13 protein-coding genes are annotated in these 15,200 nt (G+C 42.3%); all 13 read left to right on the forward strand.

Features of this window, described 5'->3' with window-relative positions:
- The first annotated feature begins 24 nt into the window (after positions 1-24).
- Positions 25-1,293 (forward strand): RIP metalloprotease RseP, encoded by a 1,269-nt coding sequence (gene rseP, locus ACQCT8_RS04160; RefSeq protein ID WP_426868712.1) that lies wholly within the window; start codon positions 25-27, stop codon positions 1,291-1,293.
- Positions 1,294-1,312: 19 nt separating this feature from the next.
- The gene (locus tag ACQCT8_RS04165; RefSeq protein ID WP_426868714.1) at positions 1,313-3,028 is read left to right on the forward strand and encodes a proline--tRNA ligase; all 1,716 of its coding nucleotides are present in this window, start codon (positions 1,313-1,315) and stop codon (positions 3,026-3,028) included.
- Between the two features lie 64 nt (positions 3,029-3,092).
- Positions 3,093-7,409 carry a PolC-type DNA polymerase III gene (locus ACQCT8_RS04170; RefSeq protein WP_426868716.1) on the forward strand — a complete coding sequence of 1,439 codons (4,317 nt, stop codon included), beginning with the start codon at positions 3,093-3,095 and terminating at the stop codon, positions 7,407-7,409.
- 136 nt (positions 7,410-7,545) lie between these two features.
- Positions 7,546-8,016 (forward strand): ribosome maturation factor RimP, encoded by a 471-nt coding sequence (gene rimP / locus ACQCT8_RS04175; protein WP_278239038.1) that lies wholly within the window; start codon positions 7,546-7,548, stop codon positions 8,014-8,016.
- Positions 8,017-8,057: 41 nt separating this feature from the next.
- On the forward strand, positions 8,058-9,182 hold the full coding sequence (gene nusA, locus ACQCT8_RS04180; protein ID WP_426868718.1) for a transcription termination factor NusA: 1,125 nt from the start codon (positions 8,058-8,060) through the stop codon (positions 9,180-9,182).
- 15 nt (positions 9,183-9,197) lie between these two features.
- On the forward strand, positions 9,198-9,476 hold the full coding sequence (gene rnpM / locus ACQCT8_RS04185; protein ID WP_278239040.1) for an RNase P modulator RnpM: 279 nt from the start codon (positions 9,198-9,200) through the stop codon (positions 9,474-9,476).
- The gene (locus ACQCT8_RS04190) at positions 9,473-9,781 is read left to right on the forward strand and encodes a YlxQ family RNA-binding protein (protein WP_426868721.1); all 309 of its coding nucleotides are present in this window, start codon (positions 9,473-9,475) and stop codon (positions 9,779-9,781) included. The genes rnpM and ACQCT8_RS04190 overlap by 4 nt, the downstream gene beginning before the upstream one ends.
- A 13-nt stretch (positions 9,782-9,794) precedes the next feature.
- Entirely contained in the window at positions 9,795-11,996 is a 2,202-nt protein-coding gene (infB, locus tag ACQCT8_RS04195) for a translation initiation factor IF-2 (RefSeq protein ID WP_426868722.1), read from the forward strand.
- Positions 11,996-12,274: a DUF503 domain-containing protein gene (locus tag ACQCT8_RS04200; RefSeq protein ID WP_278239043.1), complete on the forward strand. Its 279-nt coding sequence runs from the start codon at positions 11,996-11,998 to the stop codon at positions 12,272-12,274. The genes infB and ACQCT8_RS04200 overlap by 1 nt, the downstream gene beginning before the upstream one ends.
- Positions 12,275-12,311: 37 nt before the next feature.
- On the forward strand, positions 12,312-12,659 hold the full coding sequence (gene rbfA / locus ACQCT8_RS04205) for a 30S ribosome-binding factor RbfA (protein WP_041057552.1): 348 nt from the start codon (positions 12,312-12,314) through the stop codon (positions 12,657-12,659).
- Positions 12,660-12,765: 106 nt separating this feature from the next.
- The gene (gene truB, locus ACQCT8_RS04210) at positions 12,766-13,683 is read left to right on the forward strand and encodes a tRNA pseudouridine(55) synthase TruB (RefSeq protein WP_426868724.1); all 918 of its coding nucleotides are present in this window, start codon (positions 12,766-12,768) and stop codon (positions 13,681-13,683) included.
- Positions 13,684-13,697: 14 nt separating this feature from the next.
- A complete protein-coding gene (gene ribF / locus ACQCT8_RS04215) occupies positions 13,698-14,642 on the forward strand; it encodes a bifunctional riboflavin kinase/FAD synthetase (protein ID WP_426868726.1) in 945 nt (314 codons plus the stop codon).
- A gap of 133 nt (positions 14,643-14,775) precedes the next feature.
- The gene (gene rpsO / locus ACQCT8_RS04220) at positions 14,776-15,045 is read left to right on the forward strand and encodes a 30S ribosomal protein S15 (RefSeq protein WP_278239047.1); all 270 of its coding nucleotides are present in this window, start codon (positions 14,776-14,778) and stop codon (positions 15,043-15,045) included.
- Positions 15,046-15,200: the final 155 nt, after the last annotated feature.

Genomic DNA, 15,200 nt, shown 5'->3' on the forward strand with positions numbered 1-15,200 from the left:
TTATAAAAAAAGGTGGTTGTGACGATGAATACGGTCATCGCATTTATTATTATATTTGGCGCACTGGTATTTTTCCACGAACTCGGCCATTTTGTTTTTGCAAAGCGTGCAGGCATACTGTGCCGTGAATTTGCCATTGGCATGGGGCCAAAAGTATTGGCTTTCAAACGTAATGAAACTCAGTACACCATTCGCTTGCTCCCCATTGGAGGGTACGTCAGAATGGCAGGAGAAGATCCTGAAATGGTTGATCTTAAGCCTGGTTTCCGTGTCGGTCTTCTAGTAAACCAAGATGAAACTGTCCAAAAAATGGTCATTAACAATAAAGACCGCTACCCTAATCTTCGTGTTGTAGAAGTTGCTGAAGCGGATATTGAACATGAGCTTTATATTAAAGGCTATGAGGAAGGGGAAGAAACCCTTCAAACGTTTACGATCGCAAAAGATGCTGTTTTTGTCGAAGATGGTGTAGAGTCACAAATTGCCCCGTGGAACAGACAGTTTAATTCCAAATCTCTTGGAAATAGAGCGATCACAATTTTTGCAGGTCCCCTAATGAACTTTGTACTTGCATTTATCGTTTTCATGATTATCGGTTTCCTTCAGGGTGTTCCTACGCAGGAGCCGCTTCTTGGTGAATTGGTTGAGGATGGAGCCGCTGCTGAAGCTGGCTTGCAGGAAGGCGACCGGATTGAAGGAATCAATGGTCAGACTGTAGCTGAGTGGTCTGATTTAACAGCTATAATTGAAGAAAATCCGGATACAGAGGTAACGATGGATATTCTGCGGAATGGAGATGCTATGTCCTTTCAGGTTACTCCAGACGCGGTTGAAGTCGCTGAAGGCAGCGATATCGGCAGAATAGGTGTATATGGTCCAATTGAAAGCTCTCCTTCGCCGGTTCAGGCAGTCGTTTTCGGAGGAGAACAAACGTACTTTTTCACTGTTATGATATTTGATGCCCTTGGTAAATTGGTCACAGGCCAATTTACGATCGATGCTTTATCCGGACCGGTTGGAATCTATAAATCCACTGAGATTGTCGCTCAAACGGGCATTTACAATTTAATGCATTGGGGTGCAATTTTAAGCATCAACCTGGGAATCATGAATCTTCTGCCTCTCCCTGCTCTTGATGGAGGACGACTCCTGTTTTTCGGAGTAGAGGCACTGCGCGGCAAGCCCGTTGACCGTCATAAAGAAGGAATGGTTCATTTTGTAGGCTTTGCCTTACTTATGCTATTAATGATTGTCGTAACATGGAATGATATTCAACGATTCTTTTTACAGTAGAAAATAGAGGTGTGAAAAAATGAAGCAAAGTCAAACACTAATTCCAACGCTCCGTGAAGTTCCGGCTGATGCAGACATCAAAAGCCATCAGCTGCTTCTACGAGCGGGATTTATCCGTCAAAACGCAAGCGGTATTTATTCTTTTTTGCCCCTCGGGAAAAAAGTGCTTCAACAAGTTGAAGCGATCGTCAGGGAAGAAATGAATGCAGTGGGCGGCGTTGAAATTTTAATGCCAGCCCTTCAGCCGGCAGAACTTTGGGAAATGTCCGGGAGATGGGCAACCTACGGCCCTGAATTAATGAGGATGACCGACCGTCACAACCGTGCTTTTGCACTGGGTGCAACGCATGAAGAAATTATTACAAGTCTGCTTCGTGATGAAATCAGTTCTTATAAAAAGCTTCCACTTACGCTCTATCAGATCCAGTCAAAATTCCGAGACGAAAAACGACCAAGATTTGGCTTGCTGCGCGGAAGAGAATTTTTGATGAAAGATGCTTATTCTTTCCACAGCAGCCTGGAAAGTCTTGATCAGTCCTATGAAGACCTGATGAGGGCCTATTCAAATATTTTCAGACGCTGCGGACTTAATTTCAGAGCTGTACAAGCTGATTCAGGTGCCATTGGTGGAAAAGACAATCATGAGTTCATGGTCTTGTCTGATATTGGGGAAGATACAATTGCATTTTCTGACTCCTCGGAATATGCAGCGAACCTTGAAATGGCTGCAGTTACGACTCAGTATTCAGAGCGTCCTCACAGCGGCAAAAAGATGGAGCGCGTTGAAACGCCGGATCAGAAAACAATCACTGATGTTGCAGATTACCTTCAGGTACAGTCTGAAGATATTGTGAAGTCAATTCTCTTTATAGCTGATGAAGAACCCGTTCTTGTTCTGGTTCGCGGGGATCATGAAGTAAACGATATTAAAGTTAAGAGAGCTCTAGGTGCCAGAGTAGTTGAAATGGCAACCCGTGAAGAAACGGTAAAACATCTTAATGCTAATGCAGGATCTTTAGGACCGGCAGGAGTATCTGAACATGTTAAGATTCTTGCAGACAACGCTGTAAAGGCAATGGGAGATCTGATCATTGGGGCTAACGAAGAAGGCGTTCACTTTAGGTATGCTCAACTGGGCCGGGATTTCGAAGTAAATTTAGTTGAAGACCTGCGATTTATTCTGGAAGGAGATCCTTCTCCGGATGGAAAAGGCAGCATACAATTCGCAAAAGGAATAGAAGTAGGACATGTCTTTAAACTGGGTACGGTCTACAGTGAATCTATGGGGGCTAATATCCTGGATGAGAATGGACGTTCCAAGCCGATGATTATGGGCTGCTACGGCATAGGAGTCTCGAGAACACTTGCAGCAATCGCTGAACAATTTAATGATGAGAACGGCTTGACTTGGCCAGTAAATATCGCGCCGTATGATCTTCATGTTATTGCTATTAATATGAAGGATGAAGTACAGTCGCAAGTGGCAGACGAGCTTTATAAATTGCTTACTGATTATCGATACCAGGTATTGCTTGACGACCGTGTAGAGCGGGCGGGTGTTAAGTTTACGGATTCTGACTTAATCGGCCTCCCTGTACGAATTACAGTAGGAAAAAGAGCTTCTGAAGGAATTGTGGAAGTGAAAATCCGCAGGTCCGGAGAAACCTACGAAGTACAAAAAGAGGAACTGACTGACAAACTACAAGATATTTTCCGACAGCTGTCTAATATTTAAGGTTGGAAAGATGACGGGAGGCTGGCGCGAATGTGCCAGCCTTTATGTCTGATTAGGGGGAAATATGAATCAATCTGCTGAACTAACAAAAAAAGAAAAATTCAGGCTGCTTTTAACACAGCTTAATATGACCGACGATGAGTATATGAAATTTTTTGAGGATGGGGAGATTACCCGCCTGTCTGTGCATAAGAACAGTAAGAAGTGGCATTTTCATTTTCTGTTTAATGATATTGTTCCGTGCGGGGTTATGAATGAATTTTCAATGAGACTCTCACAGTCCTTCCAGCATATTGCCCAGGTTGATTTTACGGTAATAACGGTTTCAAATACCTTTTCTGAAGAAAAAATAACGGATTACTGGAGTACATGTTTAAAAGAGCTTCAGGGAATTGCACCTCCTTTATTGGCTTTATTAAACAACCAGCTGCCGGTTATTAATGGTAATCGCCTGCTTGTAAAAGTATCAAATGAAACTGAAGGTATGCAAATCAAGAATAAATACGCTGAATTGCTATGTTCTGCATTTTCAAAATGGGGTTTTCCAGCTCTCACACTCCAAACGGAAGTCAGTGAAAATCAGTCTACAGCTGAGTATGATGCTTTTGTCGAATCAAAGAAAAAAGAAGAGGAAGAATGGGCAAAGCAAGCGATTGTGGAAATGCAGAAGATGGAGGATTCAAAACAAAGCGACGCTCCAAGCGGCCCCGTTTCGATTGGCTATTCGATTAAGCCTGACGAACCGGTGGAAATACAAACCATTCAGGATGAGGAACGAAAAATTGCTATTCAGGGATTAATCTTTGATGCTGAAGTTAAAGAGCTGAGAAGCGGCAGATCCCTGCTGACGTTTAAAGTTACTGACTACACAGATTCTATCCTTGTCAAAATGTTTTCCCGGGATAAAGAAGACGCAGCAATTATGAATAATGTGAAAAAAGGAATGTGGGTTCGGGCGAAAGGGTCCATTCAAAATGACACGTTTGTGCGGGATCTCGTCATGATTGCTCAGGACGTTATGGAAATTCAGCCGGATCTTCGCAAAGATTCAGCACCTGAGAATGAAAAAAGAGTGGAGCTTCATCTTCATACTCCAATGAGCCAGATGGATGCTGTATCTTCTGTATCATCGCTCGTTGCTCAAGCCAGGAAATGGGGGCACAAAGCCGTCGCGATAACAGACCATGCTGTGGCACAGTCATTTCCTGAAGCGTATGCTGCAGGGCAGAAAAATGACATAAAGATTTTATATGGAGTAGAAGCAAACCTCGTTGATGATGGCGTACCGATTGCGTATAACGCTGCAGACCGCAATTTAGAGGATGCAAGTTACATTGTTTTTGACGTTGAAACAACGGGTTTATCAGCTGTGTACGATAAAATAATTGAGCTTGCAGCTGTAAAAATAAAAGGCGGAGAAATTATCGACAGATTTGAGCGGTTCGCCAATCCGCATCATCCTCTTTCCGCTACTACAATCAATTTAACAGGCATAACAGATGATATGGTTCGAAACGCTCCAGAAATTGAAGATGTATTGAAAGATTTCCATGAGTGGACAGAAGACGATATCCTTGTGGCGCATAATGCGTCATTTGATATGGGGTTTCTTAATGTGGGCTACCGCAGAATTGGTCTTGGAAAAGCGCCAAACCCTGTAATTGATACTCTGGAACTCGCTCGATTTCTGCACCCTGAAATGAAAAATCACCGCCTCAACACATTAGCAAAAAAGTTCGAGGTAGATCTTACACAGCACCATAGAGCGATTTATGATGCCGAAGCAACCGGATATATTTTAATTAAAATGCTTAAAAAGGCACAGGAAAAAGAGATTTACAACCATAATCAATTAAATGACTATATGGGTGTGGGTGAAGCATTTAAACGGGCAAGACCGAACCACGTCACACTTTTAGCGACCTCGCAGGCTGGCCTTAAAAACCTGTTTAAGCTTATCTCTATATCTCATTTAAACTACTTTTACCGTGTGCCCAGAATTCCACGATCAGTTTTACAAAAGCACCGGGAAGGATTACTTATTGGTTCCGGCTGCGACAAAGGTGAGGTCTTCGAAGGAATGATGCAAAAATCTTCAGAAGAAGTTGAAGATATGGCTGCGTTTTACGATTATATTGAACTGCATCCCAAGCCGGCATACGCCCACTTAATTGAGATGGAATTAATCAGAGATGAAAATAATCTGGAAGAGATTATGAAAAAGATTGCGGCTATGGCCGATAAGCTGAATATTCCCGCAGTGGCAACCGGAAATGTTCACTATTTGGACCCTGACGATAAAATATATAGAAAGATTCTGATTTCCTCCATGGGCGGAGCGAATCCTTTAAACAGACATGAACTGCCCGATGTTCATTTTAGAACGACAAACGAAATGCTTGAAGAATTTAAATTCCTTGGTGAAGAAAAAGCAAAAGAGCTTGTTGTTACAAATTCAAATAAAATCGCGGATATGATCGAGGATCTTAAGCCGATTAAAGATGATTTATTTACTCCAAAGATTGACGGCGCCGATGATGAGATGAGAAGCATGAGTTATTCTATGGCTCACAGTATATACGGAGAAGTACTTCCGGAAATTGTTGAGGCCCGGCTTGAAAAAGAACTTAAGAGTATTATCGGGCATGGATTCGCAGTTATTTATCTTATTTCCCATAAACTCGTAAAGAAGTCGCTGATTGATGGATATCTTGTAGGTTCGAGGGGCTCTGTCGGATCTTCTTTTGTCGCAACGATGACGGAAATAACTGAAGTAAATCCACTGCCGCCGCATTATGTCTGTCCTTCCTGCAAAAAGTCTGAGTTCTTTGATGACGGATCTGTCAGCTCAGGTTTTGACCTTGAGGATAAGAATTGTCCGGATTGTGAGATTCCATTTACCAAAGACGGACAAGATATCCCGTTTGAAACATTTCTTGGCTTTAAAGGCGATAAAGTACCCGATATTGATTTAAACTTCAGCGGCGAATATCAGCCTGTAGCGCATAATTACACCAAGGATCTTTTTGGAGAAGACTATGTATATCGTGCCGGAACAATCGGCACAGTAGCAGATAAGACCGCTTTTGGCTATGTAAAAGGCTATGCAGGTGATCATAATCTGCATTACAGGGGGGCTGAAGTAGAGCGGCTGGCACAAGGTTGTACAGGAGTAAAACGCACCACCGGCCAGCATCCAGGCGGAATAATCGTCGTACCGGATTACATGGATATTTATGATTTTACCCCTATTCAGTTCCCGGCTAATGACAGCACTTCAGAGTGGAAAACAACTCATTTTGATTTTCATTCCATCCATGATAATCTGCTTAAGCTTGATATTCTGGGACATGACGACCCAACGGTTATCCGCATGCTTCAGGACTTATCCGGCATTGATCCCAAAACCATTCCGACAGATGACCCGGAAGTAATGAAAATTTTCAGTGGAACTGAATCATTAGGCGTCACACAAGATCAGATCATGTGTAAAACCGGAACCTATGGCATACCCGAGTTTGGAACCCGCTTCGTTCGCCAGATGCTGGAAGATACAAAGCCGACTACGTTTTCAGAACTGGTACAGATATCAGGGCTTTCCCATGGAACCGATGTATGGCTCGGGAACGCTCAGGAACTGATTCATAACGGGATTTGCGAGCTTTCGGATGTAATAGGGTGCCGGGATGACATTATGGTTTATTTGATCTATCAGGGGCTGGAACCGTCACTTGCCTTTAAAATCATGGAATTTGTGAGAAAAGGTAAAGGACTGACTCCTGAGTGGGAAGAAGAAATGAAAAAAAATAATGTGCCTGAGTGGTATATTGATTCCTGCAAAAAAATCAAATATATGTTTCCAAAAGCTCACGCCGCTGCCTATGTTTTAATGGCAGTAAGAATTGCCTACTTTAAAGTTCATCATCCCATTCTGTATTACGCTGCTTATTTTACAGTACGTGCAGAAGATTTTGATTTAGAGGCTATGGCGGCAGGGTCGCAGATCATCAAGTCAAAAATGGAAGAAATTAATGCTAAAGGGCTTGACGCTTCTACTAAAGAAAAGAACCTGTTGACCGTACTGGAGCTGAGCTTGGAAATGTGCGAAAGAGGATACTCATTTAAGCAGGTTGATTTATACAAATCAGATGCGAAAGATTTTATTATTGAAGGGAATTCTCTCATTCCGCCTTTCAACGCGATACCGGGCCTGGGTACGAATGCTGCAATAAACATCGTCCAGGCAAGAAAAAATGGGGAATTTTTATCAAAAGAAGATCTGCAAAAAAGAGGGAAGGTATCAAAAACCATTATTGAGTTTCTGGATTCGCAAGGGTGCCTCGAAGGATTGCCGGATCAGAACCAGCTTTCTCTATTCTGATCCATTTGCATCATAACGCAATATATGGTATTATACTGTTGGAAATACTACTGATAACTCTGACGTCGAAAGAGTGGGTGCCGCCCGCTCTTTTGTGTTGTTTCAGACATTTTTCAAAGAATAATGGAGGAAACGGATGAGTAAAATTATTGAACTCGTAGAGCAATTAACCACCCCTATTCTAAATGATATGAACTTAGAACTCGTTGATGTTGAGTTTGTTAAAGAAGGTTCTAATTGGTTTTTAAGGGTTTATATTGACAAAGAAAATGGTGTGGATATTGAAGAATGCGGGCAAGTAAGCGAGCGCCTGAGTGAAAAATTAGATGAGCTGGATCCAATTCAGCAGAACTACTTTTTGGAAGTTTCTTCTCCGGGAGCAGAACGTCCTTTAAAAAAGGAAAAAGATTTTCAAAAAGCAGTCGGCAAGAACGTGTTTGTTAAAACCTATGAACCGGTTGACGGAATGAAGGAAATCGAAGGCGTTTTAACTTCCTATGATGGGATCACACTTGAAATCGCCGTTACAATCAAAACAAGAAAAAAAACGATGACAATTCCAAAAGAAAAAGTGGCTAAAGCCAGACTTGCTGTCTCTTTTTCTTAATTGAACATGGTGCACGGGGCTTGAAGGGAGATGACAAATTAATGAGTACGGAATTATTGGATGCTTTGATTTTTCTTGAAAAAGAAAAAGGAATCGATCGAGAAGTATTGATTGATGCGATTGAAGCTGCTTTGGTTTCAGCGTATAAGCGGAATTTTAATCAGGCACAAAATGTGCGTGTAGATCTTAATCTGGACAATGGGTCTATGAGAGTTTTTGCCAGAAAAGAAGTAGTGGATGAGGTGTTTGATTCACGGCTTGAAATATCTCTGGAGGATGCCCACGAAAAAGATCCCGCGTTTGAAGTTGGCGATATCGTTGAACTTGAGGTAACACCGCGTAACTTCGGCCGTATTGCGGCTCAAACAGCAAAGCAGGTAGTTACTCAGCGGGTAAGGGAAGCAGAACGCGGAATTATTTACACAGAATTCGTTGACCGGGAAGATGACATTATGACCGGTATTGTTCAGCGTCAGGACCACCGATTTATATATGTGGCACTAGGCAAAATAGAGGCGCTTTTGCCTTTAAATGAGCAAATGCCGAACGAATCCTATAAGCCTCACGACCGGATCAAGGTATATATTACAAAAGTTGAACGGACGACTAAGGGTCCTCAGATTTTTGTTTCACGAACACATCCGGGTCTGCTCAAAAGACTTTTCGAGGTTGAAGTGCCTGAAATCTTTGATGGAACAGTAGAAATTAAATCTGTTTCCCGCGAAGCAGGAGACCGTTCCAAAATTTCAGTTCACTCTGACAACGAGGAAGTGGACGCAGTAGGTGCTTGTGTAGGTTCAAAAGGAACCCGTGTACAGGCGATTGTGAATGAACTAAAAGGGGAAAAGATTGATATCGTTGAGTGGTCTGAAGATCCTACAATCTTTGTGGCGAATGCATTGAGCCCGTCAAAAGTGGTTGATGTTCAGGTGAAAGAAGAAGACAAGGCCACCACAGTAGTTGTTCCTGATTACCAATTGTCACTTGCAATTGGGAAGCGTGGGCAAAATGCGCGGCTGGCAGCAAAACTGACCGGCTGGAAGATCGATATTAAAAGTGAGACAGATGCGCGTGAAATGGGCATATACCCACGTGACGACCAGCCTTTGTTTACCGAAGAAGAAATGGATCAATCCTATACTTATTCGGATGATGATATCGAATAAAGGGAGCGAAAAAACATGCAGCCCAAAAGAAAGATTCCTCTGCGTAAATGCATTGCTACAAATGAGATGAAACAGAAAAAAGAAATGGTAAGGATCGTTAGAACAAAAGAAGGCGATGTTTCCATTGATTTAACAGGAAAAAAATCAGGTCGTGGTGCTTATCTTTCCAAAGATAAGGATGCGATTTTAAAAGCACGCAAGAAAAATATATTAGCAAGCCACTTACAGGCAAAAGTAGATGATTCTATATATGATGAACTGCTTGCACAAGTGGAAGCGGACCAGCCAAAATGAGCCAGCCTAAATGGATGTCTCTGCTCGGTCTTGCAACTCGGGCAGGAAAAGTGATATCAGGAGAAGAACTTGTCATAAAAGAAGTCAGGAATGGCAAAGCAAAGCTTGTTTTACTTGCAGAAGATGCTTCTGAAAATACAGCGAAAAAAATAACGGATAAAAGCCTGCATTATGGAATCCCTTTGCGAAGGGTAACCGACCGTTACACGCTTGGTCACTTAATTGGCAAGGAAGCCAGGGTAACAATTGCGGTACTTGATCCCGGATTTGCCAAAAAGCTGATCACACTGCTCGATGAATCTTAACGGGGGTGAACGAATGAGTAAAATACGTGTATATGAATATGCAAAAAAACAAAATGTCACCAGTAAAGAAGTCATTGACCTATTAAAGACCATGAATATCGAAGTGAAAAATCATATGGCGACATTAGAAGGAGAGGCGATCACGAAATTGGATGCTTCTTATAACAAAGGAAATTCAACTGCACCCAAACAGGAAACAAAATCAGTGAAACAGGAAGGTAAGTCTCAAAGCCGTCCTCAATCTTCAGGGCAAAGCCAAGGCGGCAAACCCGCACAGGGAAATAACTCTAACAGAGGTCCCCAAAATCAGGGAGCTCAGGGAAATAGAGGCGGACAGAACCAGGGCGGAAAAGGCCGCAATTCAAACCAGCGTGGAATTAATCAAGGCGGACGCGGCGGGAAAAACCGCAACCAGAAGTCGAAGACGCCTTTCCAGCCTGCGCCGGTTAAGCAAAAAGAACTTCCAGAAAAGATTACATTTGTTGAATCTTTGACAGTTGCTGAACTGGCAAAGAAGCTGCACCGCGAACCATCTGAAATTGTTAAAAAATTGTTTATGCTTGGAACAATGGCAACAGTTAATCAGGAGCTTGACAAAGACGGCATTGAATTAATTTGTGCCGACTACGGTGTTGAGGTTGAAGAAGAAATTCTGATTGATTCTACAGATCTTGAAACGTATTTTGAAGAAGAACAAAATGAAGCTGACCAAATTGAGCGTCCTTCCGTTGTAACGATTATGGGTCACGTTGACCACGGAAAAACAACTCTTCTTGATTCCATACGTAAAACAAAAGTAACAGAAGGCGAAGCTGGCGGGATTACGCAGCATATCGGAGCATATCAGGTAGAAGTGAATGACAAGAAAATTACTTTTCTTGATACACCTGGACACGCCGCTTTTACAACTATGCGGGCGCGTGGAGCTAAAGTAACTGATATTACCATTCTTGTTGTAGCAGCGGATGATGGTGTGATGCCTCAGACAGTTGAAGCAATTAATCACGCGAAAGCAGCCGAAGTTCCTATTATTATTGCTGTAAACAAAATGGACAAACCTTCAGCTAATCCAGATCGCGTCATGCAGGAACTGACAGAACATGGACTTGTTCCCGAAGCTTGGGGAGGCGATACCATTTTTGTTCCGGTTTCTGCATTAAACGGAGACGGAATAGACAACCTATTAGAGATGATTCTCCTCGTAGGCGAGGTTGAAGAATATAAAGCAAATCCTAAGCGCCGTGCTTTAGGAACTGTTATTGAAGCAGAATTGGATAAAGGGCGTGGATCTGTAGCCACTTTGCTTGTTCAGGATGGTACATTAAATGTAGGCGACCCAATTGTAGTAGGATATACATTTGGACGTGTACGTGCAATGGTTAACGACTTGGGACGCCGTGTAAAATCAGCTGGTCCATCGACTCCTGTTGAGATCACGGGATTAAATGATGTACCACAGGCGGGCGACCGGTTTGTTGTATTCGAAGATGAAAAAACCGCTCGTTCAATTGGAGAAACGCGTGCTCAGCAAGCACTTCAGGCACAGCGCGGCGAAAAAACAAGAGTGAGTCTTGACAATCTGTTTGAACAGATGAAACAGGGAGAAATGAAAGATCTTAATGTAATTGTTAAAGGAGATGTTCAGGGTTCAGTAGAAGCCGTAGCAGCATCACTTCTTAAGATCAGTGTTGAAGGAGTTAATATCAAAATCATTCACACTGCAGTTGGAGCAATTACAGAGTCTGATATTACCCTTGCTGCCGCTTCAAACGCCATTGTGATCGGCTTTAACGTTCGGCCTGATGCCAATGCCAAGCGTGCTGCAGATGCCGAGCAGGTGGATGTACGCTTGCACCGTATTATTTATAAAGTAATTGAGGAAATTGAGTCAGCGATGGAAGGACTTCTTGATCCTGAATTCGAAGAAAAAGTAATTGGCCAGGCTGAAGTTCGTCAAACGTTTAAAGTTTCCAAAGTCGGAACAATAGCGGGCAGCTACGTTATTGATGGCAAAATCACCAGAGACAGCGGTGTTCGCCTTCTCCGCGACGGCGTAGTTGTATTCGAGGGTGAATTAGATACCCTGAAGCGCTTTAAAGACGACGCAAAAGAAGTTGCAAAAGGCTATGAATGCGGAATTACAGTTAAAGGGTTCAATGACGTTAAAGAAGGCGACATTTTTGAAGCGTTTATTATGCAGGAAATCAAACGCTAATGATTGCTTATGCGGAATGCGAGTTTAAAATAGATCATTCCCATTCTTTAAAAGAAAAAAGGGCCGTACTGCAGCGTGTTCTATCAAGAGTAAAAAGGCAGTACAATATATCTATTGCTGAAGTCGACCATCAAGATGTGTGGCAAAGAACAACGATTGAGTTAGTTGCAGTAGCCTCCTCAAAAGATGCAGCGGAAAGAGAAATTCATCGTGCGTTAAAATTGATGGAATCTTTTCCCGAATGGGAGGCTGTCTCGATTGCTATCGACTTCATGTAAATGGATACCGACCATTTAAATGAGAGGTGATGCACCAATGTCTTTACGATCGAATCGCGTCGGTGAACAAATGAAAAAAGAACTCGGCGACATAATAGGCCGAAAAATTAAGGATCCCAGAATTGGTTTCGTTACGGTAACAGATGTTGAGGTCACAGGTGATCTTCAGCAGGCAACCGTTTATATAACTGTGCTTGGAGATGAAGAACAGCGTGAAAACACGTTAAGAGGACTTGCGAAAGCAAAAGGGTTTATACGTTCTGAAATCGGGCAGCGTATCCGTTTGCGTAAAACCCCCGAGCTCCTGTTTGAATTTGACGAGTCCATTGATACAGGTAACCGTATCGAATCTTTGATCCGTGATTTAAAAGAAAGAGAACAATAATATGAAGCAGCAGACAATCCTTTAGAGGAGAGGCGTTTTATTCGCTTCAACATGGTCTGCTGCTCTTTTTATATTTCATACTAGGGTCTTTGAAAGGAATGGAACTATGGACGGTATACTGGCGATTTGGAAAGAGGCCGGGATGACTTCACATGATTGTGTGTTTAAGGTTAGAAAAATTCTCCGTATGAAAAAGGTTGGTCATACAGGCACTCTCGATCCTGAAGTGGATGGAGTTCTTCCAATATGTTTAGGGAGAGCAACAAAGATTGCTGAATATATAACGGACTCAGGTAAATCTTATCGGGCTCAAGTCGTTCTCGGTCTATCGACGACAACTGAAGATGCACAGGGGGAAACGGTAGAAACCAAAACGGTAGAAAATGAAATGAGCGAAGAAACAATAGAAGAGGTGCTCCGTCATCTCACAGGAGAAATTCGTCAAACCCCTCCTATGTACTCAGCAGTGAAGGTGAATGGAAAGCGGCTGTATGAATATGCAAGGCAGGGGATCGAAGTTGAGAGACCCTCTAGAATAGTCAGCATTTATGATATTAGACTTGATAAAAATTCCCTGACTCACCAAAATGGAACAATCACTTTTACAATAGATATTGATTGCGGGAAAGGGACTTATATTCGAACACTTGCTGTTATGATCGGGGAAATGCTTGGCTACCCTGCTCATATGTCATCATTAACACGCACCAGGTCCGCATCATTTGGACCGGAGGATTGTGTAACCCTGTCTCAATTAGAAGAACTTGCTGCTGAGCGGGATTCAATGAGAACAGTTTTGCACCCGATGGAGACGGGTCTTATTCAATTGAAGAAATACTTTATTAATGATACAGTTGCAAGTAGAGTTAAAAATGGTTCTGTACTGCCAACACCGCCTGACTGGAGCGGATCACAAAATGAACCGGTCGCATTATATGCTGAAGACAGGGCAGTCGCTATTTATCATCTTCATCCATCCAAAGAAGGACTTATAAAACCTGTAAAAGTGCTTTGGATCGATTGAGAAAGGAATCGACAATGGAAGTAATTACTCTGCATCATCCCCATTCGATAAAAAAAGAGGATCTCCCGGGACTTTCTCTTGCTCTGGGCTTTTTTGACGGCGTGCATGCAGGTCATCAGAAAGTCATTCAAACTGCCATAGATTACGCGAAGAAGAACGGGCTTAAAAGCGGCGTTATGACTTTCGATCCTCACCCGTCAGTCGTTTTGAGTACAGAAAAAAAAGAAATTGATTATTTAACTTCCCTGGACAGAAAGATTGCGCTTTTTAAACAAATGGATCTAGACTACGCATTTATTGTCCGTTTCACATCAAACTTTGCAAACCTGGAGCCTCAGCAGTTTGTTGACCAGTATCTTATTGACCTGAATGTAACTCATGTTACTGCAGGATTTGATTATACATATGGCAAATTCGGAAGAGGAACGATGGAAACTTTGCCTTTTCATTCACGTCAGGCATTTACCTCCACTACAGTGGGTGAAATGAAGGATGGGGAAGAAAAAATCAGTTCAACACGCATCCGTAAAACTCTGCATGAAGGAAAAGTAGATCAAGCTAAGCAGCTGCTGGGCTATTTTTACACTGTTGAAGGCGTGGTGGTTCACGGGGATAAAAGAGGTAGAAAAATTGGTTTTCCTACTGCCAATATTCAAGTCAGCCATCAGGGGCTCATTCCGGCAACAGGAGTATATGCAGTCCGCCTTTTTGTTCATGATGAGTGGTTTGAAGGTGTATGCAATGTTGGGTATAAGCCAACATTTAATGACCCCGACCATAAAGTACTTTCGGTTGAGGTTCATTTGTTTAATTATAATGAAAGCATTTATGGTGAAAAAGTTATGGTTGAGTGGCATGTACGAATCAGAAGTGAGCGGAAATTCAACGGGATTGATGAGCTTGTTTCTCAAATTGAAAAAGATAAAGAGGATGCCATCCTGTATTTTAAAACTCCTTAATGCTAAACTTGCAGTTGAGAGTCATTTGTGGTATCTTTAAGAGGCATGAACATGAACCATTGCTTGGCAATTCGATCACTCCAACGATTGCTCGGTTATCGGGGATTAAACTATTTTACAGGAGGCTACAATTATGGCTATTACACAAGAACGCAAGAATGAATTGATCCAAGAGTACCGTACACACGAAGGAGATACAGGTTCAGCGGATGTACAAATCGCGATCCTGACAGAAGAAATCAACAACCTAAATGAACATCTTCGTACTCACAAAAAAGATCACCACTCACGTCGTGGGCTATTAAAAATGGTAGGACGCCGTCGTAATCTGTTAACTTATTTGCGTACTAACGAGGTTTCTCGTTACCGTGAACTAATTAACAAACTTGGACTGCGCCGATAAGAATGAATGCAGAAAAGCGGGACTTGTCCCGCTTTTTTATTAGCAAAAAAATGGTATTTAAAATCTTGAATAAGATCATATGATCATTTAAATTCTACATAGTGGAAATGCTGTTGTTCGCTTCTGTATGCAAGAAGCATCGAACATTATGGCTT

It is taken from the genome of Jeotgalibacillus proteolyticus, assembly GCF_050107735.1.
Taxonomy (GTDB): domain Bacteria; phylum Bacillota; class Bacilli; order Bacillales; family Jeotgalibacillaceae; genus Jeotgalibacillus; species Jeotgalibacillus proteolyticus_A.